This window comes from Stenotrophomonas sp. 71799_Sma, from assembly GCF_056482505.1.
In genome coordinates this window covers 1,598,243-1,623,232 of record NZ_CM151202.1, presented here as the reverse complement: position 1 = coordinate 1,623,232, position 24,990 = coordinate 1,598,243, and the positions used below count along the sequence as shown (strand labels likewise).

At 64.7% G+C, this 24,990-nt stretch carries 23 protein-coding genes, 1 tRNA gene and 1 pseudogene; 5 read left to right on the top strand and 20 right to left on the bottom strand.

What is annotated here, in order from left to right; all coding sequences use genetic code 11:
• Nucleotides 1-32: 32 nt before the first annotated feature.
• The 11 genes and pseudogenes from ACZK4Z_RS07465 to grxD all read right to left on the bottom strand — a co-directional run bounded on the left by ACZK4Z_RS07465 (nucleotide 33) and on the right by grxD (nucleotide 14,229).
• Nucleotides 33-109, bottom strand: a tRNA-Asn gene (locus ACZK4Z_RS07465).
• Between the two features lie 68 nt (nucleotides 110-177).
• Nucleotides 178-591: a type IV pilin protein gene (locus tag ACZK4Z_RS07460; RefSeq protein ID WP_197617153.1), complete on the bottom strand. Its 414-nt coding sequence runs from the start codon at nucleotides 589-591 to the stop codon at nucleotides 178-180.
• Between the two features lie 23 nt (nucleotides 592-614).
• On the bottom strand, nucleotides 615-5,189 hold the full coding sequence (locus tag ACZK4Z_RS07455) for a pilus assembly protein (protein ID WP_478451282.1): 4,575 nt from the start codon (nucleotides 5,187-5,189) through the stop codon (nucleotides 615-617).
• A complete protein-coding gene (locus ACZK4Z_RS07450) occupies nucleotides 5,186-5,674 on the bottom strand; it encodes a pilus assembly PilX family protein (RefSeq protein ID WP_197617149.1) in 489 nt (162 codons plus the stop codon). Before ACZK4Z_RS07450 ends, ACZK4Z_RS07455 begins: the two co-directional genes overlap by 4 nt.
• Nucleotides 5,675-5,681: 7 nt before the next feature.
• The gene (locus ACZK4Z_RS07445; RefSeq protein WP_236494410.1) at nucleotides 5,682-6,869 is read right to left on the bottom strand and encodes a PilW family protein; all 1,188 of its coding nucleotides are present in this window, start codon (nucleotides 6,867-6,869) and stop codon (nucleotides 5,682-5,684) included.
• On the bottom strand, nucleotides 6,869-7,336 hold the full coding sequence (pilV, locus tag ACZK4Z_RS07440; protein ID WP_478451281.1) for a type IV pilus modification protein PilV: 468 nt from the start codon (nucleotides 7,334-7,336) through the stop codon (nucleotides 6,869-6,871). Before pilV ends, ACZK4Z_RS07445 begins: the two co-directional genes overlap by 1 nt.
• Nucleotides 7,333-7,851 (bottom strand): GspH/FimT family pseudopilin, encoded by a 519-nt coding sequence (locus ACZK4Z_RS07435; RefSeq protein WP_197617145.1) that lies wholly within the window; start codon nucleotides 7,849-7,851, stop codon nucleotides 7,333-7,335. Before ACZK4Z_RS07435 ends, pilV begins: the two co-directional genes overlap by 4 nt.
• A 161-nt stretch (nucleotides 7,852-8,012) precedes the next feature.
• The gene (gene ppnN / locus ACZK4Z_RS07430; protein WP_010486098.1) at nucleotides 8,013-9,401 is read right to left on the bottom strand and encodes a nucleotide 5'-monophosphate nucleosidase PpnN; all 1,389 of its coding nucleotides are present in this window, start codon (nucleotides 9,399-9,401) and stop codon (nucleotides 8,013-8,015) included.
• 252 nt (nucleotides 9,402-9,653) lie between these two features.
• On the bottom strand, nucleotides 9,654-12,902 hold the full coding sequence (locus tag ACZK4Z_RS07425; protein WP_080355163.1) for a TonB-dependent receptor: 3,249 nt from the start codon (nucleotides 12,900-12,902) through the stop codon (nucleotides 9,654-9,656).
• A gap of 232 nt (nucleotides 12,903-13,134) precedes the next feature.
• Nucleotides 13,135-13,912 (bottom strand): annotated as a pseudogene (locus ACZK4Z_RS07420) (SDR family NAD(P)-dependent oxidoreductase).
• Nucleotides 13,909-14,229, bottom strand: coding sequence for a Grx4 family monothiol glutaredoxin (gene grxD, locus ACZK4Z_RS07415; RefSeq protein WP_005408852.1), 321 nt, complete (start codon nucleotides 14,227-14,229; stop codon nucleotides 13,909-13,911). Before grxD ends, ACZK4Z_RS07420 begins: the two are co-directional and overlap by 4 nt.
• A 120-nt stretch (nucleotides 14,230-14,349) precedes the next feature.
• Here grxD and ACZK4Z_RS07410 point away from each other — a divergent pair, with 120 nt between their 5' ends.
• Complete coding sequence (locus ACZK4Z_RS07410; protein WP_164079887.1) at nucleotides 14,350-14,928, top strand: superoxide dismutase; 579 nt, start codon at nucleotides 14,350-14,352, stop codon at nucleotides 14,926-14,928.
• A 114-nt stretch (nucleotides 14,929-15,042) separates the two neighbouring features.
• Here the strand turns inward: ACZK4Z_RS07410 and ACZK4Z_RS07405 are convergent, their stop codons facing one another.
• From ACZK4Z_RS07405 to purE, 3 genes are all read right to left on the bottom strand, one after another.
• Nucleotides 15,043-15,384: a carboxymuconolactone decarboxylase family protein gene (locus ACZK4Z_RS07405; protein WP_004152082.1), complete on the bottom strand. Its 342-nt coding sequence runs from the start codon at nucleotides 15,382-15,384 to the stop codon at nucleotides 15,043-15,045.
• Nucleotides 15,385-15,496: 112 nt separating this feature from the next.
• Nucleotides 15,497-16,645, bottom strand: coding sequence for a 5-(carboxyamino)imidazole ribonucleotide synthase (locus ACZK4Z_RS07400; protein WP_478451279.1), 1,149 nt, complete (start codon nucleotides 16,643-16,645; stop codon nucleotides 15,497-15,499).
• Nucleotides 16,642-17,145 carry a 5-(carboxyamino)imidazole ribonucleotide mutase gene (gene purE / locus ACZK4Z_RS07395; protein ID WP_005412808.1) on the bottom strand — a complete coding sequence of 168 codons (504 nt, stop codon included), beginning with the start codon at nucleotides 17,143-17,145 and terminating at the stop codon, nucleotides 16,642-16,644. Before purE ends, ACZK4Z_RS07400 begins: the two co-directional genes overlap by 4 nt.
• A gap of 58 nt (nucleotides 17,146-17,203) precedes the next feature.
• Here purE and ACZK4Z_RS07390 point away from each other — a divergent pair, with 58 nt between their 5' ends.
• The 4 genes from ACZK4Z_RS07390 to ACZK4Z_RS07375 all read left to right on the top strand — a co-directional run bounded on the left by ACZK4Z_RS07390 (nucleotide 17,204) and on the right by ACZK4Z_RS07375 (nucleotide 19,816).
• Entirely contained in the window at nucleotides 17,204-17,473 is a 270-nt protein-coding gene (locus ACZK4Z_RS07390; protein WP_032128883.1) for a Trm112 family protein, read from the top strand.
• On the top strand, nucleotides 17,470-18,321 hold the full coding sequence (nadC, locus tag ACZK4Z_RS07385) for a carboxylating nicotinate-nucleotide diphosphorylase (protein WP_049463565.1): 852 nt from the start codon (nucleotides 17,470-17,472) through the stop codon (nucleotides 18,319-18,321). The genes ACZK4Z_RS07390 and nadC overlap by 4 nt, the downstream gene beginning before the upstream one ends.
• Before the next feature lie 75 nt (nucleotides 18,322-18,396).
• The gene (locus ACZK4Z_RS07380) at nucleotides 18,397-19,398 is read left to right on the top strand and encodes a DUF2272 domain-containing protein (RefSeq protein ID WP_180837470.1); all 1,002 of its coding nucleotides are present in this window, start codon (nucleotides 18,397-18,399) and stop codon (nucleotides 19,396-19,398) included.
• Nucleotides 19,399-19,465: 67 nt separating this feature from the next.
• Nucleotides 19,466-19,816 (top strand): DUF3301 domain-containing protein, encoded by a 351-nt coding sequence (locus tag ACZK4Z_RS07375; protein ID WP_049423257.1) that lies wholly within the window; start codon nucleotides 19,466-19,468, stop codon nucleotides 19,814-19,816.
• Between the two features lie 85 nt (nucleotides 19,817-19,901).
• Here ACZK4Z_RS07375 and ACZK4Z_RS07370 read toward each other — a convergent pair whose 3' ends face one another.
• The 6 genes from ACZK4Z_RS07370 to ACZK4Z_RS07345 form a co-directional block, all read right to left on the bottom strand.
• The gene (locus ACZK4Z_RS07370) at nucleotides 19,902-20,354 is read right to left on the bottom strand and encodes a ClpXP protease specificity-enhancing factor (RefSeq protein ID WP_019659028.1); all 453 of its coding nucleotides are present in this window, start codon (nucleotides 20,352-20,354) and stop codon (nucleotides 19,902-19,904) included.
• 84 nt (nucleotides 20,355-20,438) lie between these two features.
• Complete coding sequence (locus tag ACZK4Z_RS07365) at nucleotides 20,439-21,074, bottom strand: glutathione S-transferase N-terminal domain-containing protein (RefSeq protein WP_032128879.1); 636 nt, start codon at nucleotides 21,072-21,074, stop codon at nucleotides 20,439-20,441.
• Between the two features lie 134 nt (nucleotides 21,075-21,208).
• Nucleotides 21,209-21,958, bottom strand: coding sequence for a cytochrome c1 (locus ACZK4Z_RS07360; protein WP_317224131.1), 750 nt, complete (start codon nucleotides 21,956-21,958; stop codon nucleotides 21,209-21,211).
• On the bottom strand, nucleotides 21,951-23,210 hold the full coding sequence (locus tag ACZK4Z_RS07355; protein ID WP_032128877.1) for a cytochrome b: 1,260 nt from the start codon (nucleotides 23,208-23,210) through the stop codon (nucleotides 21,951-21,953). Before ACZK4Z_RS07355 ends, ACZK4Z_RS07360 begins: the two co-directional genes overlap by 8 nt.
• Nucleotides 23,210-23,830 (bottom strand): ubiquinol-cytochrome c reductase iron-sulfur subunit, encoded by a 621-nt coding sequence (gene petA, locus ACZK4Z_RS07350; protein WP_010486121.1) that lies wholly within the window; start codon nucleotides 23,828-23,830, stop codon nucleotides 23,210-23,212. The genes ACZK4Z_RS07355 and petA overlap by 1 nt, the downstream gene beginning before the upstream one ends.
• A gap of 200 nt (nucleotides 23,831-24,030) precedes the next feature.
• On the bottom strand, nucleotides 24,031-24,963 hold the full coding sequence (locus tag ACZK4Z_RS07345; protein WP_478451277.1) for a lytic transglycosylase domain-containing protein: 933 nt from the start codon (nucleotides 24,961-24,963) through the stop codon (nucleotides 24,031-24,033).
• Nucleotides 24,964-24,990: the final 27 nt, after the last annotated feature.

The following is a 24,990-nucleotide window of genomic DNA, read 5'->3' as shown; positions in this document are numbered from 1 at the left end:
AAAGCCGCGATTTCTCGCGGCTTTTTCGAATCTGGCGCCCGAAGTTGGACTCGAACCAACGACCCCCTGATTAACAGTCAAGTGCTCTAACCGGCTGAGCTATTCGGGCGGGGTGCGCATTTTAGCCAGCGTTTGGCGACCAGCGCAAGCCCTTTTTCCACGTGCGATGCCCAACCGTTACCAGCACTCTGCATTGGTCTTCTTGTCCGGCGTCTTGCGCCCGGCCTGATCGAGTGTCAGCGTGCCGCACACATCCTTGTCCTGGCCGGTTTCCGGCACCGCCTGCAGCGTGTAGGTGCTGGCCGTGGCCTTGCCGTTCAGGGACAGCGTGTAGCGCTTGTTGCCCTGTCGCGGTGACTGGTTGAACGGCAGCGAGAAACCGTCATAGCTGTTCTGCACCGTATGGTAGCGCTCGAGCAACTGTGCAATCTCGACCAGATCGGCCTTGGCCAGGGCCCGGTTCGTCTTCAGCACGTGCCGCTGATAGGACGGCAGGGCCACGGCCGCCAGGACGGCGATCACCGCCACGGTGATCATCAGCTCGATCAGGGTGAAACCAGCTGCAAAACGACGGGTTGAGGATGCGTGCATGGGCGATCTCATGTTCATGGTCATCAGCGGATCTGGCGCCATGACTGGCGACCGCAGGCCCGCTGGCCGTATGCAGTATCCGCGCCCGGAGTGTTCAGCGCCACGATGCACCGGTCAATCGAACCATCGACCGAGCACTTCGGGTCGCTGGGATCGCAGCCCTTCAATGTCGTACTGTTGACGTTGGTGCCCAGTACGGGCGCCCCGGAAGCAACGTCACCACCACGGGTCAGCGCGCCGGCACCACAGTTCGCGCCGCACAGCGCATTGCCACCAACCTCATCGGTAAGGCCCCCCATCGCCGGCTGTCCTGTCAGCATGTTCAGTCGGTAGCGCCAGTTGACACCACCGCCCGTACCGCAGACCGCCTGCCCGGGCACGTAGGTTGTGAACATCACATTGCCGCCCTGCAGGGTCGGATAGCCGAAGAAGCGCTCACCTTCCACGCCTGTACCGACCACCAGGTCCACATACCAGCCTCGCTTGGACGCGTAGTCCACGGCGTAGCCGGAGATGTCACGGAAGCCGGTTCCGTTGGCACTGATGGTTTGTCCGACCAGCACGTCGCGGCCGCTGATCGCACTGGAAAGATCGTCCCATATGCCGTACAGCGTCTGCACCGGCGAATTGCGGGTGACCGCGTTGTCGTCGGCAGTGAAGTAGCGGCCGGTACCAAAGAACAGGCTGACGCCACCGCCCGGGCCGGCCGACACTTCGATCGATCCGGTGATCGGCTGCGCGACGGCGCTGCGAACAGCGGTGAACAATGGTGTTCCACTGAGCGAGACATTCCAAGCGGCGGGATCGCCACCGGTCAGATCGAAGCGCCAGATGTTGCCCTGCATGTCACCACCATACACCGTGTCGGCCAGTCCACTGCTGTTGTGCAATGCCACGGCGGTGACGTGATTGAGGCCGTTGGCAATCGCGTACTTGGTGCCGGTCGGATAAAGCCGCTTGAGCACCTGGCCGTTCTGGATGTCGACCACGTACAGCACTGGCCGACCGGTACTGGAATTGACTCCATTGCCGAACAGGGCGACAAATCGCGGCGGGCCGTCCGGATCAGTGCCAGCGACAGGCACCACGACTGGCTTGCCGAAGGCAAAACCCATGTCCGATTCGGTCTTGCCGGATATCTCCCATAACACCTTGCTGGTATCGAAGCTGGTGGGCGTGCCGATATCCAGACCGAACACCGAACCATTGCCGACCGAGGTCGCCGAAGGGCCGCGCGAGGCACCACCGCCGCCGGTCGAACCAACCAGCACGGTATGCCATGCATCACCGTAGTAGACGTCAGACGAAGTTAGCCCGCCATCCACATAGTAGCGATGCCCATACGTGGGGTTGGCCAGTTCAGCCATGTGCTGCAGCGATGCCGACGGAATGAAGGCGAACTGCTCACTGCCAGCTGCCGTACCCGTACTGGCGTTGAAGCCATGTAGCATTCCGTCATTGGCGCCGACATAGACCATCGAAGGCATGCCTCCTGAGGCCGTCTTCGCGGTCAGATACGCGCGATAACGCGTACCGAGGGTGGTCTTCCAGCCCACTCCACCCTGCGCCTGCCACGCGGTGTAGCCGTAATCGTCCTTATTGGAGACAATCTCGACACCTGAGTTGACGATGTCACCGAGCAGTACGCTGCGGGGACGGAAACCGCTGACCGGGGACCCACGCAGGTAGCTGACCAGGTCGGCCACTGTGTGCGAGCCGAACCAGTTGGGGATGGTGTTGAGCCCCAGGTTGCCCAGCTTCTCGGCGCGATCCCTCCCCGGCACGTTGTCAGCGTTGAAATCGGCTGCCGCAGCGGCCACCAACTGGTTGGATTTGTTCACGTAGGTCGGTGCGGTCGACATCACGATCGTCCGCCCGGAGGCGCTCATCTTGCTTGACGCGCGCCACAGCTCCGCGCCGATGCCACCCGTTGCGGTGACCTGACTTGCAATGAGGTCACCTGTCCAGTCATTGGAGCCCGATGGCACGGTGTAGTGCGCGGCGACAGTGAAGGATCCCGCGTTCACTCGCGCGCCGGTCGCGCTGCCGCCCACCGGCGCCTCGCCTGCAGCGGCACTGTCGAAGATTGATTCCAGTGCCGACTTGAGCTTGGCCGGATTACGCGCCAGGAAATAATTGTCCGGCACGCCAGGCACCTTGCTGTCCCACTTCTTGCCAGCAGGCACGCCGTACTTGGCGGCGTACCACAACGGGCTTTCCAACTGATTGGCCTGGCCACTCCCCAGGCGGTAACGCAAGACAATGGCGCCTGTCCATTCTGCCGGCGGAGCGGAACTGGTCGTCAGTACCGAACCGTTCTTATCGCCAGGCCGCAGCACCAGACGTTGCACGTTGTCGGCCGCATTCGAACCCACGATCGTGTAACCGGTCAGCATCGCGTTGCCGGCATAGGCGGAGAGATTCTCAATGCGGACCAGCACCTCATCGCTGCCCACGGTATTGCGTACGGCGTTGTTGCTGCACTCTGCACTGCTGGAACGCCAGCAGATGTTGCGGAAGTTGGTGTTGTCGCCGTCGCTGCAGGTAGCGCCCACGCAGTAGCTGAGCATGGAGACCACGTCGTTGTCGTGGTCATTGCCCCACAACGAGTCCTCCCATACCAGCGAGAAACTGCCAGCCTTGCCGTCTGCACGGTAAGTACGTCCGTAGACGAAATTCGGCGAGACCGTCGACTGTTTGGTGCCGATGCCGACAGAACCGAGGAAGCAACTGCGCCAGCCATTGCTGGTGATTTTTGCCGAACCGGTGTTGTTGGCCTGGCACAGTGGGGCCAGGGTGATCTTGCCGTTGCCCACCGGAATCTCAAACTTGGGCAGGCTCTCAGCCATCGCCACGGTATAGGTGGTCGCCGTGAGCTTGTAGGTATCCGGCTTGTCCTGCACACGCGGACGCAGATCCGTCTCGGCAGCGGCCTTGGCCAGGCCGGCCATCAGGTAGCTGCCTTCCGTGGACGGGACATCCGGACAGATGCCGCGCACCAGCGACAGGCCCGTAACCTTGGCCGCACGGCAGATATCCTCGTGGGTATTGATCGAAGCATAGCGCTCGGTCAGGCCAACACGACCGGCCATGTAACTGCCGCCAGTGATGCCCTCAAGGTTGCCGATCGCATCCGTTGCCGACGTCGCAGTCGCCAGGCCATTAATCGACCCGATGTTGTCGCTATCGAACGACGGCAGGCCTGAGGACATCACCAGGATGTTACAGGTGGCGCAGTATGAATTGCCGCCATCGTTCGGGGAACGGTAAGGGTCCTTCCAGGCAACCGAATTGGGCAGACCGCTCAGGTCTCCGGACGCACTGTAGATGCCCTTGGTTTCACCCTTGATGTAGCGCACAGCTTCGGCATACATCTCAGCCAGAGGATTGCCCCACGCACTGCATTTCTTCGAAGCATTGCCCGGATCGGTCAGATTGCCTCTGTCACCGAAGCCCTGTCGGTTGAGGATGCTGTAGTCGTTACAGTCATTCCAGTTATTGCTCCAGTTCCACTGGTCGATACGGAAGTTGGAGATGGTGTTGATGATGCCTTCCGCACCACCGGACAAGCTGTTGCAGAACTGACCGTTGGACAGGTTGATTTCGTCGCCGGCCGCACAGAAGCCGGTGCCGTTACCTGCGATCTTTCCGATGTTCCGCCGCACTACGCCACCATCGCGCGGATTGACATAGGTGCCCGTGACCAGACCGAAGCGAAGACGGCCGCTTTCGCCATACGACTGCAGCAGGCCAGCCGGTTTCAGGTAGTCCCTGGTGCCATCGTTGTACTTGCGGCAGAACGCCTCCGGGAAAGCTCCGCTGCCACTGGCGCAGACCTCAACCCGGACATTGAAGTTGGTGGCAGAGCCAGGTGAATCGGCCTTGCCTTCATCGCTTCGGCCAGTGATGCACTGGCGGCTGGCGGTGGCCGCCCACTCGCCCCAGTTGCCCGACGCAGCGCGCATCAGCGGTGCACCACCGGATTCGATGGTAGCGTTGCAGAAGGACATGGTGGTCTTGTACGGGGTGAAACTGTTGATATCGCTACCGCTGTAAACCTTCACCCACGCGTGCAGATCATTGGGGATCTGCGCGCGCTCCAGCACGGTGCTGGCGGCGCTGTCGGTGATGCGATGACCGCCGTACAGCACGTAGCGCATCACGTCCAGGCGGCTCATCGTTGCCCAGTTCAGGAAATTGCCGGACCAGTTTCCACCGCAGCTGTGCTTCCAGGTGCCGCTGGCCTGTGCACTGGCCTTGAACTGGCCGCTGGCATAGGTGTAGCAGAGGTTGGAATCGAAGTAGCCGGAGTAATCGAACTTGTCCTGGTAAGTGGTGTCGAGGGTGCCATCCTCGTCCAGGTCGCTGTAATCGCTGTAAGCCTTGTTGAACAGCTGCTCGTCGCGCGACATCACCATCATCATCAGCGGCGGCTGGGTCTTCTTGCTATACAGCGGCTCCTGCGCGATGTCGTAGTCACCGAGCGCAGCAAACAGCGGGTAGACCAACGCACCCACGCCAGCCAGCACGGCAACAGCAGCGCCCGCGCGCAGCCAGGGAGTCGAGACGATGCGGGAGAAGCGGCGCGAAGTGTTCATGGAATGAAGATCGTGTCGATGACAGCGCTGGAAGAAGGATTGGCCGGATCATCACTGGCCAGGACGGTGATCTGGTAGATGTTCTCGGTCTCTTCGTTCTTGCGGCGCCCGAGCCCCAAAGGTCCGACCGGCACGCATTTATCCAGACGACGGGTATTGATCGCCGTTGCCGCGGTCTTGCCATCGGCCCAGGTTGCCGGATCGAACACCGGGCTGCACTCCTCCTGGTTGGCCTCGAAGATCTTGCCGCTGTTGATGGCGGCCTGGATCGCCGCTTCCTGCACACGCACATCGGATTCGGCGTTCTGGAAGGCCTGATTGGAGCGCAGGTAGTTGGCCGCCATGCGCTCCTGCATGCTGGTGACCTGCATGCCTGCAATACCGATCAGCGCCAGCAGGATCAACATGATCAAGGCGACGTACAGCACGGCTCCGTGCTGGTGGCGGGACGATGCGAACGAAGGAATGCGTCGACGAGGATGCATGGTGGCCTCAGTTGCCAAAGAGGCGGTTGCGAAGGGCGATGGTGGTTTGATAGACGGCGCGCATGCGGCCGTCCGTGGGTGCGGTGTACGTCACACCCATCGACGTCAGAACGGCCTTCTGGTCAGCCTGAGGGGCCGCCGACGGGTCGGGACTCACCATCACCAGCCCCATCTGCACCGCCCCCACGCGACGCCAAGCGTTTGCGGCAGGATTGGCCGACGCCTCCACTGTTTCCGCGGTGCCTTGACGATCGATGAAACCGGTCGGATACACGCTGGTCAGTCCGCGATCCTGGCCATACAACAGCTGCATGTTCTCCACACCCTCGACCAGCGCCTCCGGCGCGCCAGCAACCAGTGCGCCGTTGGGGACCGCACTGAAGCGGACACGATACAACGAGGAGCGGGCGCTAGCCGCATCGTAGCCGACGTAGTAGAGCGCACTCTCGGCACGGTGCAGCATCGCCTGGCCAGCAGTGACCGGCCGGGTGAAGTTGCCGGTGTTGTTCGGCGCGGCTCCGAAGGTGATGGTGCCAGCAGCTTTGTCCACAGCGCGCGCCTGGAAGATGGTGGCGCTCGCACAGTCGGCTGCACCGTACAGGCCCGGATCAGAGAGGCCGCTCTGCAGTACGGCCAGCCGCGCCTTGTCGAAGCTGAAGACCGGCTGCCCGGTGGTGCCTGCGCTGGCGGTGACCGGCACGCCATCCGGCATCAGGTAGCGCAACGCAACGATGTCGCTGCCATTGACACGATTGGTCATCGCCGCCGCGAATTCAGCGGGGAGTGCCGGTTTGTAGTCTGTACCCCCGGTTGCTGGTGTGGCGGTCAAGGTCAGCGCGTCACCCGGCGCAGTCGCAGTCGCCTCGTAGCCTTGGATGGAGGTCTGGAAGTCCAGTGCCGGATGCGGTGCGGCGGCGAACGTGGTGAACAGAGAGGCGTTGTCGGGCGAGTTCCGCGCCTGATCGTTGACACAACCAAAATGTCCGGCCATGCGCAGCTCGCGTTGCAACATATCCATCGCGAAACGGCTGTTTTCCTGTACCCGCGCCAGCCCGTCGGACAACTGGTAGGCCGCACGTGACGCGGCAAACACCTGGACCACACCAAGCATGACGATCACGCCAATGGTCAGCGCGATCATCAGTTCGACCATGGACAAGCCGGCCATGTACCGGCCAGAAGACGGTGCGCGCATCAGAGGCCACTCCTGGCAGTGAACGTGGTGTCGCCAGCATCCGCATTCCAGCGCTCATCCCCCCAGCTCACACTGACCGAGTACTGGTTGCCGTTGCGCGCCACCTTGCCGGTAGCTCCCTCCCCGAGCGCTTTGCCGAGACGACAGCGCCAATCCAGGGTGAAGGCATCCCTGCTGATATCCTTGCCGGTAGGAGGAACGCAGTTCTTGGCCGCCGTCGTTGCTGCGTAGTCACCGACGTAAGCCGGAGCCATTGATCTGTTCACCCGCAGCTGATCCAGCATCTCGTAGGTCAGATTGGTCGCCTGGGTACGGTAGTTGGCACTCTGGACGAAGCGTACGTTCATGGTCTGCATCAGCGCGAAACCGAGCAGGCCAACGCCAAGCACGAGAATGGCGATCAGCACTTCGATCAGGCTGAAGCCCCCTTGCACGCCGCGCGGGGAACGGGATCGGGACGCACTCACTTGCAATCCTCCTTCAACAGCCGGACCTGTCCGGTCGGCGAAATGCGTAACGTTCGTTGCAGCGGTTGCTTGCCGCAGGTGTCCGGGCGCAGGGTCAGGTCCAGCGACGCATTGGCGCGGTTGCGGCCACGCGGGTCAAAACCCACGGACAGATCCGGCGTCCCGATCGTAGTCAGTCCAGGTCGGCCGGCGCTGTAGCGGAGCACGGTCTCCCCAGCGCTCAGCGCACCATCCCCATTGGTGTCCGCCCAGACCAGCCAGCCGTCAGCCCAGCTTTTGCCATCACATGTACTGCCCGCAGACGACGCACAGACACCCGCACCACGACGATTCTTTACCGCCTCGCTGCGAGCCAATGCCAGTGAAGCGATCAACTCGTTGCTCGCGGTAGCGATGCGATTGGATCGCAGGGTGCTCTGGAAACTGGGAAAGGCGATCGTGGCGAGCACGGCCAGGACCATGATCGTGACCATCAACTCAACCAGCGTAAAGCCGTTTTGCCGGCGCAAAGACATTGGACGCTCCCCAGCGTGTTGATGGCCACGATGGGCCATCGCCCTGCCACCGGCAAGCGGCGGCAGGATGAACGGTCATTCCGGGGCGACGGGCGTCAACGCCTTGACGGCCCGCCCTCCCCTGCCTGTCCCGGCGCGATCCCCATCGCGCCGGCGCAGGCTCAGGCCAGCACCTGGTAGCAGGGCTGGTATTCGCCGGAGATCTTCATCCGGCGCTGTTCGACGAAGGCGCGCAGCAGCGCGTCCAGGGCCTGCATCATGTCCGGGTCACCGTGGATCTGGAACGGCCCGAACTGCTCGATGCGGCGCATGCCGTCTTCCTTCACGTTGCCGGCAACGATGCCCGAGAACGCCCGGCGCAGGTCGGCCGCCAGCGCGTGCGGGGCACGTCCGTGGTGCAGGTCCAGCGCGGCCATTGCCTCGTGGGTCGGCACGAACGGCTGCTGGTACTCCCACGGAATCTCGATCGACCAGTTGAAGAAGAACGAGTCCTTCTGTGCCAGGCGGTGCTCACGCACGCGCTTGATGCCGTTGGCCATCTTCTTTGCCACCGCCACCGGGTCGCCGATGACGATCTCGTAGCGCTCGGCGGCTGCATCGCCCAGGGTCAGGCGGATGAAGCGATCGATCTGCTCGAAGTACGGCGCTGCCACCGTCGGGCCGGTCAGGATCAGCGGGAACGGCAGGTCCTTGTTTTCCTCGCGCAGCAGGATGCCGAGCAGGTACAGGATTTCCTCGGCGGTGCCGACGCCACCGGCGAACACGATGATGCCGTGGCCGATGCGGACGAAGGCCTCCAGGCGCTTCTCGATGTCCGGCATGATCACCAGGTGGTTGACGATCGGGTTCGGCGACTCGGCCGCGATGATGCCCGGCTCGGTCAGGCCGATGTAGCGCGTCACGGTGCGGCGCTGCTTGGCGTGGGCAATGGTGGCGCCCTTCATCGGGCCCTTCATCGCGCCCGGTCCGCAGCCGGTGCAGATGTCCAGGCCGCGCAGGCCCAGCTCATAACCCACCTGCTTGGTGTACAGGTACTCGTCGCGCGAGATCGAATGGCCACCCCAGCACACGACCAGGTTCGGGTCGCCCGGGTTGAGGATGCGCGCATTGCGCAGCAGGCCGAACACCGCGTTGGTGATGCCCTCGGACGACTCCAGCTCGGCCGCGTAGGCCGGGCCCATCTCGATGGCCATGTAGGCCAGGTCACGCACCACGGCGAACAGCAGTTCGGCGACGCCGCGGATGATCTCGCCATCGACGAAGGCCATCGCCGGTGCATTGACCAGATCGATGCGCACGCCGCGATCCTGCTGCGCCACCTGGATGTCGAAATCAGGATACAGATCGCGCGCCGCGCGCGGATCGTCAGAGGCGCTTCCGCTAGTCAGCACGGCCAGCGCGCAGCGGCGCAGCAGCTCGTGCATACCGCCGGCAGACGCATCGCGCAGGCGGGCCACTTCGGCCCGCGACAGCACATCCAGCCCACCGCGCGGGTAGATCCGCGCGTCCTGCACCGGCAGTGCACGGGCTGATTTTTCGTTCGTGGTCATGTCCAATTTTTCGCTTCCTTCAAGGTTTCCGACTGTACTGCCGCCCCCTTAAAAAGCAAAACGGCCGGGAAGCCCGACCGTTGGATGTGTGCTTCCCGCGTTCGCCTTTCCGGGACCGCATCGGCGGCGTTGGCACCGCGCACATTTCCGGATGCTACGCCGATGCCAGGTGACCTGCAAGGACTTTCGCATGAACGGAAAACGGCCGGGTTTCCCCGGCCGTTTCCACTTACTGCTTCAGGCTCTGACGGATCAGAACTTGTACTTCACGGTCAGCTGCATCGACCAGCGCGACACGGCGGTGTTGCCCTTGTCGTTGTTGTTTTCCTGGATCGACGAGTTGTCGGTACGGCCGGTGAAGTTGTAGAGGTACTTGCCGGTAGCCGGGTCGATACCCGAGTAGTTGGCAACGCGACGGGTGGCGTAGAAGCCGTAATCGTCGATCAGACCCCACTTCTTGTTGAGCAGATTGCCGACATTCATGATGTCCAGCGCGATCTCGCCCTTGTGGGTCTTCGCAAAGCCCGGGAACTCCTGGCTGATGCGGACATCGAAGCTGTTGACCCACTTGGCGCGGTGCGCGTTGGCCGGGACCACGCTGCCACGGTAGGCATCAAGCTCCGGATTCTGCGCCAGCCATTCGAAGAACTTCTTCTCCATGTCGGCGCCGCCGGTGAAGATCACGTCACCCGGGCCCTTCGGCACGTAGAACAGATCGTTGGTGCCTGCGCCGTCGCCGTTCACGTCGTTATAGAACACGTAGCTGTACGGACGACCCGAACGGCCTTCATAGAACAGGCCGACGCGGGTGGCATTGTCACCGAAGAAGTTGTGCTTCCACTCCAGGGTACCGGTAATGCGGTCCTTGATCGCATAGCGCGAGTTGTACGCAACGTTGTCGTTGGCGTTCAGGCTCAGCGTGTTGTTCCAGTTCGAGGTGTTCTGCGAGCTGGACAGCGGGCTCACCTCCTTCGCCTGAGTGTAGGTATAACCCAGCGACCAGCCCCAGTTCTCGGTCAGCGGCTTGGCCAGCGAGAACGTAGCCTGGGAACCACGACCCTTGTCGGTGTTGCGCAGCAGGATCACGTCACCGATATCGCTCGGACGGTTGACACGGTCACTCGGGCAGGTCTGATCGGTGGCCGAGCAGGCACGACCGTTCTTCTGGCCAGCCTGCATGCCGTTCGAGCCAGCATTGGCACCGTTCATGCCGTAGTCGTTCCAGTACAGCGCACGACCGTCCTGACCAACCGAGCGGTTGGCGTTCGGGGTCATGACGTCCAGACGATCGAAGTACAGACCATCCTTGACCTTGGTGACCAGCAGCTCGGCCGACGCCACGATGCCGTACCACGGCAGTTCGTGATCGAAGGCCAGGTTGGCCTTCCAGACCGACGGCAGGCGGGTACCGGGAGCGATCAGGTCGACGTTCTGACGTGCCGAAGCAAGCGACGGGTCCGGGATGAACGGATTGTCAGCATCGAAGCTGAAACCACCCGGATTGCGGGTCAGGTTGTACTCGGCGTAGTTCAGGCCGGTGTTCTGGTAGGCACCCGCCAGCCACACGTTCGGGGCAGCACCGCCGAACAGGCCCACGCCACCGCGCAGCTGGGTCGGACGGTCGCTATCGAAGGTGTAGTTGAAGCCGACGCGCGGCTGGAACAGCTTCTTGTCGACCAGCTTGGTGTTGTTGAAGCCGTACAGCTGCTCGATGCGCGGGTTGTACAGGCGCTGGGTGCTGAAGTCCGGCATGTCAACGCGGACACCGAACATCAGGCTCAGGTTGTAGTTGATCGCCCAGGTATCCTGGATGAACAGACCCGTGTTCTTCAGGTGGAACTTCGCCGGAATGTCATCCAGGCTGCCACCAGCACGCGGCACGCGCACCTGGTACGCGGACGGGGTGCCGGCTTCAAACGCAGCCAGGTTGGCGAACTCATACGCGCCGTACAGGTTGCGACCGTAGAAGTTCATCAGGTCGTTGTCGGTGTAGTCAAAGCCGAACTTGACGGTGTGGTCACCGACATACCAGGTACCGGCACCGAAGGCGCTCAGTTCCTTCGACTCCACCAGGTTGGTGTGGGTGTTCTGCTCGGTACCCAGGTACAGCGAATTGTTGTTGTCGAAGCGGACGCGGATCTGCGGCAGGTGCGAAGCGGCAACGCGGTTGGACGAGTAGTCCTTGTGCGAGACCTTGAACTCGGTCGAGAAGTTCTCGGACCAGTCACTGAACAGTTCACCCATCCAGGTTTCATACTCGGTCGGCTGGGTGTACCAGAAGTCACTCAGCGAAATTTCGCTGTTGCTGACCTTCGGGAAACGCACCACGTCCTGCTTCATCTTGTTGTAGCGCAAGGCCGCACGGTGGTTCTCGTTGATGTTCCAGTCCAGCTTGACCGCGTACTCTTCGATCTCGGTCTTGTTGTTCAGCGCACCGACGCCGCCGACCTGATAGCCAAGATCGGACATGCGCTTCTGGACGCGGGCGATATCAGCATCGCTGATGCCGCCAGCCTTGTTGTAGGGGCTTTCGCCAAGGCTGACGCCGCCACCGCTACGCTCGTACTTTTCGTAGTTGGTGAAGAAGAACAGCTTGTCCTTGACGATCGGGCCGCCGAAGGTCATGCCGTAGGTCTTCTCGTCCTTGAAGCCGTTGAAGTCCTGCTTGTCACCTTCCAGGCGCGAACGGACCATGTCCTTGTCGCGGTACGAACCGTACACGGTGCCGTGGAATTCATTGGTACCCGACTTGGTCACGGCGTTGATCACCGCACCGGTACCACCAGCGATGGTGGTGTCGTAGTTGGCCAGGTCGATGTTGATTTCCTGGATGGCGTCCATCGACACCGGCTGACGCTCGGTCGGCAGGTTGTTGGAGCCCAGGCCGAACGGATCGGAGGCGCTGATGCCGTCGATGCGGATGGCGTTGTAACGGGTGTTCTGGCCACCGGCCGAGATCGCGCCGTCAGCCTTGCTGACCTGCGAGATGCGCGGGTCCAGGCGGATGTAGTCCTGGATGTTGCGGTTGGCCGACGGCAGCGCGTCCATCGTTTCGCGCGTCACGTTGGTGCCGCTGCCCATCTTGGTGGCGCTGAACAGGTCCAGGCCGCCGGCGGTGGCGACAACGTTCACGGCGTCCAGGTTGGTGGCGGCCAGATCGCCGCCGAGGCTGGCGTTGACCGTGTTGACCTGGTTCAGGTTCAGGTAGACACCTTCTTCGGTCTTGGTGCCTTCACCGGACTTGGTGATGGTGATGGTGTACGGGCCACCCACGCGCAGGCCGCGCGCGTTGTAACGACCCGACGCGTCGGTGGTGGCACGCGAAACGGTGCCCGACTCGGTGTGGGTGATGGTGACTTCAGCGCCAGCGACAGGCTGGCCTGCAGAGGACATCACCTGGCCGCCGACACCGGCAGAGGTGCTCTGGGCGAAGGCGGGAGCGGCGGCGAGCGCAGCCACGAGACCAAGGGTGAGCTTGGACATCCGGAGTGGGTGGGTCATTTTTCGGTAGCCTCGATGCGAGTTGGCGATGGCGGAAAAAAAGCGCATCCAAACAGCCCTGCGGGTGGCTGGTCGGACATTTATCTGGGGTTCCCTACCGCTTGGCTGAAGAAAGCCACAACGGTTAACACTAGATTAACACGCTACGCCATCAATGTGACGGTTGTGCGACAAACGGCACCCGATCGCAACGCAATCGTGACGGGTTCTTCACTCCGCCTTTCCCTAGCACTCACTCGGCCGGGGACGCCCCGCTGGCATCGAGAATCCGGCCGCGCCAGGTGGCGCCAGCACCGGACAACAGGGTCACGGCCGCAGCGGCGGCGGCCTCCGGGCCTTGGGCGGCCGGGTCCTGGTCGACGGAATACGCCCGGGCCCGCAGGGCTGTGCGCAGCGGGCCGGGGTACAGGCCACTGACCCGTATCGGGCTGCGGCCGAGTTCGTCATGCAGGCTGGCGATCAGGCCACGCAGGCCATGCTGGGCCACACCGTAACCGCCCCAGTAAGCCTGCCCGACCCGGTCGGGGGCATCGACCGCAAACACCAGCGCCGCATCTTCGCGCTGCCGCAGCAGTGGCAGGCAGGCCTGGGCCAGCCAGGCCGGCGCGGTCAAGGTAACGTGCACCGCACGGGCGAAACTGGCCGGGTCGGCCAGCTCGAACAGGGGTCAGGCCCGGGAAGTGGGCGGCACAGACCAGCAGGCCGTCCAGCCGCCCCAGCTCGCGCTGCAGGGCCTGGGCCAGCTCGGCATAGTCATCGGGGCCGGCGCCTTCCAGGTCCAGCGGGTACAGCAGGGGTTCCGGGCCGACCGCCTGGACCTGGGCGTAGACACGGTCCAGGCGGCGCGGCTTGCGGCCCAACAGGACCACGGTGGCACCGGCCGCTGCGGCCGCAACGGCCGCCGCACTGCCCAAGCCACCGCCGGCGCCTGCAACCAGTACCACGCGATCCTGCAACGGGCGGCCATCGAGCGCCCCGTCGGTCGGTGACGTCGATGGCCAGGCACTCATCCCTGGGTCGCCTCTTCGACGATGCGCTTGAGCTCGCCGGCTTCGAACAGCTCCAGCACGATGTCGCAGCCGCCGATCAACTCACCGTTGATGAACAGCTGCGGGAAGGTCGGGAGGTTGGAAAAGCGCGGCAGGTTGGCGCGGATCTCGGGCTCTTCCAGCACGTTGACGGTGCGCAGGGTGACCGCGCCGGCCGCCATCAACGCCTGTACGGCGCGGCTGGAGAAGCCGCACATCGGGTATTGCGGGGTGCCCTTCATGAACAGCACGAGCGGGTAACGATCGACCTCGGCCTGGATTTGCTGCATTACCGCCACAACCACACTCCTTGCTTCGCCGGACAAACCGACCGTGATGGTCGGCTAGACTGCCCACGGTAGCCGCCATTGTAAGCGGATGGAACCGGCTGCCGCCGCCCCCTGGCAACGAACCTGTCCATGCCTGTCGAATTGCCTGCCCTGCCCTACCTCTCCGGCTCCCTGCAGCCGCACCTGTCCGCACAGACCGTGGAACTGCATCACGGCCGCCACCATCGCGCCTATGTGGATGCGGTCAATGCCGGCATCCTCGGCACCGAGTGGGAGGAAGCGTCGCTGGAGGAGATCGTCCGCCACGCCCAGGGCACGCTGTTCGATGCCGCTGCACAGGCCTGGAATCACAGCTTCTACTGGCAGTGCCTGCGCCCGCGCGGCGGCGGTGAGCCGCAGGGGCGGCTGGGCGAGCTGGTCAAGCGCCAGTTCGGCGACGTGCAGCGCCTGCGCGAGGAATTCAACCGCACCGCACTGGGCCTGTTCGGCTCGGGCTGGGTGTGGCTGGTGCAGCATCCGGGCGGGCAGCTGGGCCTGCAGGCCACCCGCAACGCCGGCACGCCATTGACCGGCGAAAGCACCCCACTGCTGTGCTGCGACGTCTGGGAGCACGCCTACTACACCGACTACCAGAATGATCGCGCGCGCTACCTGGACGCGTTCTGGCAGATGGTCAACTGGGAATTCGCCGAAAGCCAGCTGCGCTGAGGCAGCGGCTCCGCCACGGGGTAGTGCCGGCCGCTGGCCGGCATCCCCATACGCGCACGGACATACCCGATCTGCCGGCCAGCGGCCGGCACTACCGGGAAACAGTACGGAGCTTCACGCGCTCTCGTGCGCGGCCACCGCGTCCATGACCCGCGCCGAGTACACCAGCGCCGCGCCTGCATTGAGCGACACTGCCACGCCCAGCGCCTCGGCGATTTCCTCGCGGCTGGCGCCGTGCTTCAGCGCTGCATCCACATGCACGGTGATGCAGCCGTCGCAGCGGGTGGTCACTGCCACGGCCAGCGCGATCAGCTCGCGGGTCTTGGCATCCAGGTGGTTGGTCTGCGCGCCGGCATTGGCCAGGGTGGCATAGCCCTTGACCGTATCCGGCGAGAGCTTGCCGATCTCGCCGATGCGGCCCTTCAGTTCCTTGCGGTAGGCATTCCAGTCGAGCATGGTCGTGACTCCTGTGAAAGGAGCTCCACGCTACCACCGGGAATGTTGCGCCGATGCCTGCACCGGCGCGTCACAGCGTTGCATTGCCGGCCAGCGGCCGGCACTACCGGGTTCAGCAGTTGCGCAGCGCGTGTACCGCCGGCGCCACCTGGGCCTGACGACCCAGCTCCAGACCCACCTGGTCCAGTGCATCGGCCAGTGCATCAGCAGCATCATCGCGCAGCGTGGCATGACCGACCTTGCGGCCCTCACGCGGCTCCTTGCCGTAGTCGTGCCAGTGGCCGCTGGCCTGGGCCAGCACCGGCGCCGGGTCCGGCATCGCGCCCAGCCAGTTCAGCATGCAGGCATGGCCGAGCATGCGGGTGCTGCCCAGCGGCAGGCCCAGCACAGCGCGCAGGTGATTCTCGAACTGCGAGGTCTCGCTGCCTTCGATGGTCCAGTGGCCGGAGTTGTGCACGCGCGGCGCCATCTCGTTGGCCAACAGCTCGCCATCGCGGCAGAACAGCTCCAGCGCGAACACGCCGACATACTGCAGGTGCTCGGCGACGCGACGGGCATAGCCGATCGCGGCCTCGTGCTCGGCGGCCGACAACACGGCCGGCGCCACGCTGGCCGACAGCACGCCGTCGACGTGCCAGTTGCCGGTGACCGGCCAGGCCTCGAAGCTGCCATCGCGGCCACGCACGGCAACCACGCTGACCTCCCGCTGGAAGGCCACGAAGCCTTCCAGGATCAGACCGGCACGCTCGACCTGCGCACCCAGCGCATCCCACGCAGCATCGATGTCGGCCTCGCTGCGCAGGCGGAACTGACCCTTGCCGTCGTAACCGAGGCGGCGGGTCTTGAGGATGCACGGCAGACCGAACTCGGCAGCCTTCGCGGCCAACTCGTCACGGCTGCGGATGTCAGCGAAGGCCGGCAGCGGAATGCCCAGCTGCTGGAACAAGGTCTTCTCGCTCAACCGGTCCTGGGCCACGGCCAGTGCGGCCGGCGGCGGGTAGACCGGCACGCGGTCGGCCAGGAACTGCGCGCTGTCGGCCGGCACGTTCTCGAAATCGAACGTGACCACGTCGACCTTGGCCGCGAAATCCGCCAGCGCCTGGCGGTCATCGAAGGCACCGACGGTGAGCGGCGCCAGCGGGCCGCTGCAGGCGTCGGCTGCGGGGTCGTACAGTTCGAAGCGCAATCCCAGCGGCGCACCGGCCAGTACCATCATGCGGGCGAGCTGGCCGCCACCCAGGATGCCTACGGTCAGGCTCATTGGCGCGGATCGTCGTGGGCCATCACGTCTTCGGTCTGGCGTGCGCGGAACGCGTCGAGCGCCTGGCCGATCGCCGGCTGGTCACTGGCCAGCATTGCGGCGGCGAACAGCGCGGCGTTGGAGGCGCCGGCATTGCCGATGGCGAAGGTGGCGACCGGGATGCCGGCTGGCATCTGCACGATCGACAGCAGCGAATCCATGCCGTTGAGGGCCTTGGACTGCACCGGCACGCCCAGCACCGGCACGGCGGTCTTGGCGGCGATCATGCCCGGCAGGTGCGCGGCCCCGCCGGCACCGGCGATGATCGCGCGCAGGCCACGCGGGCCCGCCTGCTCGGCGTAACTGAACAACACATCCGGCGTCCGATGCGCGGACACTACCTTCACTTCGAACGGAACACCCAGGGCTTCAAGCTTCTGGGCGGCGTGCTGCATGGTTTCCCAGTCGGAACGGGAACCCATGACGATGCCGACAAGCGGCGCGATCGGGTTGGGGGTCATTGGCCGTCACCTGCCTTAAAGACGTATTCTAGCCATCTTCCACGCAAGACGAAGAACCATGGATCGCAAGCTGCTCGACCTGCTGGTGTCACCGGACACCCGCCAGCCCCTGTCCCTGCTGGATGGCAAGGGCCTGGAAGCCCTCAACAAGGCCATTTCCACCGGCGCGGTGAACAAGGCCGATGGCAACCCGCTGGCGCAGCCGCTGCGCGAAGCGCTGGTCACCCGCGACCGCAAGCAGGTGTTCCGCGTTGACGACGGCATCCCGGTGCTGCTGGCCGAGGAAGCCATCCCGACCGCCCAGATCGCCGACTTCCCGGCCGCATGAGCGCGCTGCCGACGCCGGATGCGGCCGTTGTCGCCGCCGATGTCGCGCGTGCGCTGGCCGAGGACCTGGGCAGCGGCGACGTCACCGCCGCCCTGCTGCCCGACCAGGCCGACAGCGCCTACCTGCTGTGCAAGCAGGACGGGGTGATCGCCGGCCGCCCCTGGTTCGACGCCACCCACCGCGCGCTCGATCCGGACGTGCGCATCGAATGGCATGTCTCCGAGGGCGACACGGTCACCGCCGGCACCGTACTGGCGCTGCTGCACGGACGCAGCCGCAGCCTGGTGAGCGCCGAGCGCACTTCGCTGAACTTCCTGCAGACGCTGTCCGGCACCGCCACGACCACCGCGCGTTACGTGGCGGCGGTGGCCGGCACCGGCACGCGCATCCTCGACACCCGCAAGACCCTGCCCGGCCTGCGCCTGGCGCAGAAGTACGCGGTGCGCTGCGGCGGTGGAGAGAACCATCGTTTCGGCCTGTACGACACGGTGATGCTGAAGGAAAACCACATCCGCGCTGCCGGTTCACTGGCCGCAGCCGTGGCTGCCGCACGCCGGCAATGGCCTGGGTTGCCGCTGGTGGTCGAGGTCGAGGATCTTGCGCAGCTGCGCCAGGCGCTGGAAGCTGGTTGCGAACGCATCCTGCTGGATGACTTCAGCCCCGACCTGCGCCGCGAGGCGGTGCGCATCACGGCGGGCCGCATTCCGCTGGAAGTGTCCGGCAGCGTGGGCCTGGGTGGCCTGCGTTCGATCGCCGAGGACGGCGTGGACTGCATCTCCATTGGCGGCCTGACCAAGCACGTGCAGGCGATTGATCTGTCGCTGAAGCTGGGCCCGCCGCCGGGCTGAGGCCTGACCCGGTTCTCACACCCGGCGTTCACGACAGCGCTGCGACGCTGCGGTCATCCCCCACAGGAGCCGCGCATGCGCCGGATGCTCTTGCCTGCCTGCCTGCTGCTGGCCGCAGCCCCCTTGTCCGCAGCGGCCGCCGAAGCCTGCGATGTGCCGCCCCGCTTCGGCCTGAGCCCGTTGGCGGTGGCCATCCGCAATACCGCCTGCAACGAGCACCGGCTGTGGTTCCGGCCCTTCATTGATCGCGATGGCCGCGCCGCCAGCCTCAGTGTCACCGAGGCCGAAAGCGATCACCTGGCCGACAACGGCCTGATCGCCTGGCAGCGCGTGGCCGGCTACTGGCGCAACAGCGGCACGCTCAACGCAATGGGCAGCATCGCCGGCGCCAGCAGCTGCCTGGCACCGCTGGGTACGCGCTACACCGACAGCGACTGCCGCGCCTTCCTGGTCGACAACCCGTGGTCAGCCGCGTTCATTTCCTGGGTGATGGTGCAATCCGGCGTTCCTGGCTTCAACACCTCGCCACGCCACATCGACTACATCCGTGGCGCGTACCAGGGCGGCCCCTCGGGCGTGCCGTACCGGTTGGTCGATCCCGCGTCCGCAAAACCCGCACCGGGCGACCTGCTGTGCTTCCTGCGCGACCGCAGCACCACGCTCAGCTACAGCGGGCTGGTGCAGGCACTGGGCAATGGCTCGGTGGGCCACTGGAAATCACATTGCGAAGTGGTGGTAGCGGCCAATCTTGGCGGCGACCAGACCCTGTACCTGGTCGGTGGCAACGTGATGAACACCGTGGCGATGCGGTTGCTGCCGCTGGACCGCACCGGGCTGATCAAGCTGCCGCCCGCGCGCGAACGCAACAGCACCGGCATCGACCCCAGCTGCACGCCGGGCCGCGAGGACGAATGCAGCTTCAACCGGCAGGACTGGGCAGCGCTGCTGCAGTTGATCGCCACATCACCGCTGGTGATGCCCTCTCCCACTGCGACGCCGATGCAGCCCGCCCCGACACCGCAACCGGTCATCGTGCCCGCGCAACCGGTATCCAGCGAACCGCAGCCGCGGCGGTGAATCCAGCGCTTGATCCAGCGCACGTTCGCCGCCATCTTTGCGGAATCGACCTCTGACGGCTGACGCCATGCCCACCCTGCTGCTGTTGCTGATTGCCGGCGGAATCATCTACTTCTTCTGGAACGCTGCGCGTTCGGCCGCCGAGCGCGCGGTCGAGCTGGGACGCAATGCCTGCCGCGCAGCCGACGTGCAATGGCTGGACCAGGCGGTGCATGCCACCGGCCTGCGCCTGTCGCGCGGCGAGGATGGCCGGCTCGGTTTCGAGCGCACGTTCAAGTTCGAGTATTCCTACGATGGCATCGATCGCCACGTGGGCCGCATGGTGCTGCGCGGCGACCAGTTGATCTCGTTCACTGGCCCGGGCGCGGCGCGGATCAGCCAGATCCGGCCGGATGCGGAGGATGCCGAGGATGTCTAAGGGCTTTGAGTGCCGACCAACGGTCGGCACCCGCCGGTAAATCCTGTAAAGGAAAACGCCGCCCATCGGGGCGGCGTCAGAGGGATTACTTGACCACGCGCAGGTTCGGGCGACCCTTGGGCGGCGGACTGGCCGGCGGGGTATCGTCCGGCGGCGTGCCTTCCTCGTGCAGCAGTTCGTCGCTGGTCGGCGCAGTTTCGCTGCCCGGAATGTCATCCGGCAGTGCCATGCCCTGCCCGGTCTCGCGGGCGTAGACGGCCAGCACGGCGCTGATCGGCACCTGCACCGGGTAGCTGGTGCCGGAGAAGCGCGCCGAGAAGCTCACCATCTCGTTGTCGATCATCAGCCGCACGACAGCGCGTTCGGCGATGTTGAGCACAACCCGGCCATCCTTGACCGCCGAAGGCGGGACCTGCACGCCGGGGACGCCGGCGTCGACCAGGATGTGCGGAGTCAGCTGGTTGTCGTTGATCCATTCCACCAGCGCCCGCAGCAGGTACGGGCGGTGGCTGGTCATGTGGAAGAAGTCTTCGGTCATGCGTGAAGTGTACGCGCCCGGCGCCCCGCCGGGGCAGATCGTCTGCACGCCGGTCGGCGTGCAGACGGGTAAAGCAAGACGGGATCAGCCCGGCAGATCGCGCAGCTTCTTTTCCTGGTCGGTCAGGCTGCGGACAAAACCCGGATGGCGGAAGATGCGGTTGCCGTAGTCTTCAATCGCCTTGCCGTCCTTCGGCAGCGGCACATCCAGCGACTGCAGGCGCCAGATGATCGGCGCCATCGCGCAGTCGGCCAGGCTCATTTCCGGGTTGAGGAAGAACTTGCTGGCCTTGAACAGCGGCAGCGAGGCCGTCAGCAGTTCTTTCAGGCGCTTGCGACCGGCCTCGGCCTGGGTCTTGTTGCCCAGCTGGATGGCCTGCACCTGCGGCACCCAGTCGTGCTCGATGCGCAGCATGGCCAACCGGATGCGGGCACGCGACAGCGGATCGACCGGCATCAGCGGCGGATGCGGATAGCGCTCATCGAGGTATTCGCTGACCACCGACGCGGCGTAAAGCACCAGTTCGCGTTCGACCAGGGTCGGCACCGAGTGGTACGGATTGAGGTCGATCAGGTCTTCAGGCGGGTTCTGTGGATCGACCGGAACGAAGTCGAAGGTCACACCCTTGGCCGCCAGCACCAGGCGTACACGGTGGCACAGTACGTCGTCGTTCGAGGAAAACAGCGTCAGTGTATTGCGCATGCGTACGCTCGCCGCCATCAAAGGCTCTCCCACGACAGGAGACCGCCTGCCGCATCGGCGCCGCCGGCACCGTGCCAGCGATCGACTCCTCCCCGAGTGTGCAACCGACCATCACAAAAGCCAATAGGCCCGTGTGATGGTCGGCGGCAGATTCAGTGAACGTCCTTCCAGTATTCCTTCTTCAGCAGGTACAGCAGGAAGGTCAGCAGGGCCAGGAACAGGATCACCCACACGCCCAGCTGCTGGCGCTTGAGCGCGGCCGGTTCGCCGGCGTATTCGAGGAAGTTGGTGATGTCACGCACGGCCTGGTCGTACTGTCCGGCATCGACGTTGCCTGGCGTTTCCAGGCGCAGGCCGGTCACCGGCGGGTCCATGCCCGGCGCCTCCGGCTTGCCATGCACGGCATGCTGCAGGCCCTGCATTTCCCACAGCGGGTTGGGCATGGACGCGTTGGCGAACAGCGCGTTGTTCCAGCCCAGCGGCCGGCTGCTGTCCAGGTAGAACGACTTGAGGTAGGTGTAGACCCAGTCATTGCCGCGCACACGCGCAATCAGGCTGAGGTCCGGCGGCATCTTGCCGAACCACTTCTCTGCGTTCTCCTTGGGCATCGCCACCGGGATCGGATCGCCGATCGCCGAGCCGGTGAAGTTGAGGTTGTTCATCACCTCCTCTTCGGTCAGGCCCAGGTCCTGCGCCATCCGCGAATAGCGCAGGTATTTCAGCGCGTGGCAGCCGGAGCAGTAGTTCATGTACAGCTGCGCGCCGCGCTGCAGCGAAGCGCGGTCTCCGAGGTCGTTGCCGGCCTGCAGCAGCTTGGTGCCGCCCTCGGCGGCGGAGGCCAGGAAACTGCCCAGCATCAGGGCGGCCGTCAGGGCCAGCCGGACCATCCAGCGTTCAGTCATGGGTGGTCACCCTCTCCGGTACCGGCTTGGTCCTGTCCAATCGTGTCCATAGCGGCATGGTGATGAAGAACGCGAAGTACAGGAAGGTCAGCACCCGCCCGATGTAGGTCTCGTGCACATCGGTGCCTGGGCCGGAACCGATCACGCCCAGCCAGACGAAGCACACCGCCAGTACGCCCAGCATCACCTTCGAGATCCAGCCGCGGTAGCGCACCGATTTCACCTTCGCCTTGTCCAGCCACGGCACCAGGAACAGGATCGCGATGGCCGAGAACATCACGAGCACGCCGCCCAGCTTGTTCGGCACCACGCGCAACATCGCGTAGTACGGCGTGTAGTACCAGACCGGCTTGATGTGCTCCGGGGTCACCAGGCGGTTGGCCTCGGTGAAGTTGTCGTGCTCCAGGAACAGGCCGCCGAAACCGGGCGCGAAGAAGATGATGAAGGCGGCGATGATCAGCAGGAAGCCGGCGCCGACACCATCCTTGAGCGTGTAGTACGGGTGGAACGGAATGCCGTCGGCCGGTGCGTTCGGCGACCAGCGGTTGCCCTTGGGCCCCTTCTTGATCTCCACCCCGTCCGGGTTGTTCGACCCCACTTCATGCAGCGCACCCAGGTGCAGCACCACCAGCAGCAACAGCACCAGCGGCAAAGCGATGACATGCAGCGCGAAGAAGCGGTTGAGCGTGGCGTCACTGGGCAGGTAGTCGCCCATGATCCACTCGGTCAGGCCGTTGCCGATCACCGGTATGGCGCCGAACAGCGAGATGATCACCTTGGCGCCCCAGAACGACATCTGGCCCCACGGCAGCACGTAGCCCATGAACGCTTCGGCCATCAGCACCAGGTAGATCAGCATGCCCAGGATCCACACCAGCTCGCGCGGCTTCTGGTAACTGCCGTACAGCAGGCCGCGGAACATGTGCAGGTAGACCACGATGAAGAACAGCGAGGCCCCGGTGGAGTGCATGTAGCGGATCAGCCAGCCCCACTCCACATCGCGCATGATGTATTCGATGGAACCGAACGCCTCGGCGGCGTTGGTCTTGTAGTGCATCGTCAGGAAGATGCCGGTGACGATCTGGTTGACCAGCACCAGCAGCGCCAGCGAACCGAAGTAGTACCAGATGTTGAAGTTCTTCGGCGCGTAGTACTCGCTGACGTGCTTGCGGTACACCGGCATCAGGCCCGGTGCCCGGGCATTGACCCAGTCGGCCACGCCGCTGGCGGTACGGCTGAGGATATTGGCCATCAGGCAGCCCCCTGCGGATCGACACCGATGATGATGGTGTTGTCGTCCTGGTAGTGGTGCGCGGGCACCTTCAGGTTGATCGGCGCCGGCACGTCCTTGAAGACGCGGCCGGACATGTCGAAGCGCGACTTGTGGCAGGGGCAGAAGTAACCGCCCTTCCACTGCGGGTCGTAGGGTTCAGGCCGGATCTCGGCGACCATTTCCGGCGAGCAGCCCAGGTGCGTGCACAGGCCGACCAGCACGGAGATGTCCGGCTTGATCGAGCGCAGCTCGGGGTTCTGCTTCAGCACGTACTCCGGCTGCTGGTCCTTCTCGCCGGACTCGGGGTCCTTGAGACGGCCGTCCAGCCCGTGCAGCGCATCGAGGATCGCCTTGGACCGTTTGACGATCCAGATCGGCTGGCCACGCCATTCCACGATCAGGCGTTGGCCTTCCTGCAGGGCGCTGATGTCGGCCACCACCGGTGCGCCGGCAAGCTTGGCGCGGGCACTGGGGTTCCAGGATTTGATGAAAGGAACTGCGGTGAATCCGACGCCGACGGCGCCCACCACGGCTGTGGTGGCAGAAAGAAAACGCCGACGTCCGGTGTTGACTGGATCGTGTACCCCATCGTTGGCCATCCGGCACTCCGATATTGATTAGGTAGCTTTAAGGCTGCCAGCGGATCCGGTGGGGGCCAGAGCCGCATTGAATCACGGTCGAGTGTAGCGGAACCGTCGCGCGCCACACAACGCATTGCAACAACATTGATTGCGGGGTTGCCGGCCAGCGGCCGGTCGGTACCGGCCATTGCCCAGGGGTTGCCGGCCAGCGGCCGGCACTACTGGTGCGTCAATGCGGTGCGGTAACGCTCGGCCAGCTGCCCGACCCGGCGCACGTAGTACTGGGTTTCGCTGTAGGGCGGTACGCCACCATGGCGGTCGACCGCGCCTTCGCCGGCGTTGTAGCCCGCCGCCGCCAGAGTCAGATCGCCATTGAAGCGCTTCAGCAGCCATGCAAGATACTGCACGCCGCCACGGATGTTCTGCCCGGCATCGTAGGAATCACTGACCCCGAAGCGGGCAGCGGTTGGCGGCATCAGCTGCATCAGGCCCTGCGCACCCGCGCGGCTGAGCGCGGTCGGGTTGTAGGCCGACTCGGCGTGGATGATCGCGCGCACCACAGCCTCTTCCACGCCGAACTCGCGCGCGGCCGAGGTGATCTCGGCCTGGAAGGCCGAGGTGTTCAGGCGCACGGTGCCGAAGTCCACGCGTGGATTGACCCCGCACGCGTAGCAGCGCTCCATGAAGCTGTAGCGGATGGTCCGCACCGGGCCGAGGTTGGCGACCTGGGTCGGGCGCGCACTGGTGTAGTGGCGCACGCCGTCCTTCATGAAGGAATAGACCTGGCCGCTGACCATGCGTCCGGCGCGCAGGGCGACCGGCTGTGCTGGAGCAGCTGCGGGTGCGGATGCGGGTACGGACGCAGGTGCGACCGTTGCCGGCGTTGCGGCGCTGGCGGCAACGGCCACCGGCTTGCGTTCGATGCTGGCCACTGCGGTCGGCGTCGGCCTTGGCGCGGCCACCACCGGGCGCGGCGCCGGACGGGGGTCGCGGCTGTAGCTGATGGTACTGCAGCGCGCACCCGCCACCCGCTTGCTCACATAACTGGTGACGCCGTCAGGGCCCTGGCACTTGTACAGGGTTCCGGCGCTGGCCGGCGCAGCGGTCAGCGCAGCGATGATGATCGCCGTTGTCCCCAGTATCCCCTTCATGGCGGCGAGTGTCCCAGCTTCGCCGGG